The organism is Dactylosporangium darangshiense, from assembly GCF_039537565.1.
GTDB classification, from domain to species: domain Bacteria; phylum Actinomycetota; class Actinomycetes; order Mycobacteriales; family Micromonosporaceae; genus Dactylosporangium; species Dactylosporangium darangshiense.
The window spans coordinates 1-1,126 of the sequence record NZ_BAABAT010000196.1 but is presented as its reverse complement, the minus strand read 5'-3'; the positions used below and the strand labels follow the sequence as shown (position 1 = coordinate 1,126).

Sequence of the window (1,126 nt, the reverse complement as noted above, 5' to 3'; positions counted from 1 at the left end):
TGTGTGTTTTGGTGTGGTTGGTTGGGGGGTGTGGTGCGGTGGGTTTGGAGATGCCGGATGATTTGGCGCGGTTTTTCAATTGGTTGACCGGGGATGTGTTTCCGGGGTCGGATGAGGATGCGGTGAATTGGTTGGGTGGGGAGTGTGTGCGGTTTGGGGATGGTGTTGCGGGGTGGGTGTCGCCGTGGATGCATGCTGTGTTGGGGGTTGGTGTTGATGGGGTTGATGGTGATGCTGGTCGGGCTGTTCTTGGGGCGGTTGGGACGGTGGGTCAGGTTTTGTGGTTGGCGTCTCGGTTTGTGCATCGTTTGGGGGTGGCGTTGGAGTCGTTGGGGGAGGTGCTGGGGTATTCGAAGTTGATGTCGTATGCGTCGGCTGTGGAGGTGTATTTGGAGTTTCAGGTGGAGTTTATGTGGGTGTGGTTGGGTCCGGGGGTGTTGGGGGATTTGCTGGTGCATTTTTTGGTGGCGCGGTTGCGGATTAGGTTGTTGTTGGCGCGGGTGTTGGTGGCGGTTGGGCGTCCGCAGGCGGAGAGTGTGGGGTTGCAGAATTTGATGGATGCGGTGGTGCAGGAGGTGCAGATTTTGCGGGGTGATCGGAAGCATTGGGATCATCGTTTGTCGCGGGAGGCGGCGAAGGTCGGGTCGTGGATTGGTGCGGTGGGGATGGTGTTGGGTCCGGCGGGTCATGTGGTTGGGCATGGTGGGCGGGGGGTGTTGCGGCGGGTGGGTGGGTCGGTGCCGGTTGCGGTGCCGGTGCGGGAGGTGGTTGAGGTTGGTGAGAAGGGTGAGAAGGGGGGGTTGTCGGGTGAGGTGAGGCAGGTGGTGGGGGATGGGGTTGGGGTTGGTGGGGGGAAGGATGTGGGGGATGTGGTGGCGGGTGGTGCGGGTGTGGGTGGGGGGCGTGGTGTTTGGGGTGTGGTGGAGGAGGCGGTGCATGAGGGTGTGACGGGGGCGGTGGGGGAGGGTTCGTATGGGTTGGTCAATGGTGATGGTTTTTCGTTGAAGGCGGTTCCGTTTTCGTTTGTGTCGGAGGCGTTTTCGGGTGCTGCTGGTGGTGCGGGTGGGCTAATGGGTGCGCGGATGCGTGGGTTGAAGCACGGCGGTGGGGTCGGTGCTGCTGGCGG

At 62.1% G+C, this 1,126-nt stretch carries 1 pseudogene; it reads left to right on the top strand.

The window, feature by feature from the left end:
* Positions 1-38 precede the first annotated feature (38 nt).
* A pseudogene (locus tag ABD901_RS58665) lies at positions 39-1,126 on the top strand (hypothetical protein); the annotation flags it as partial.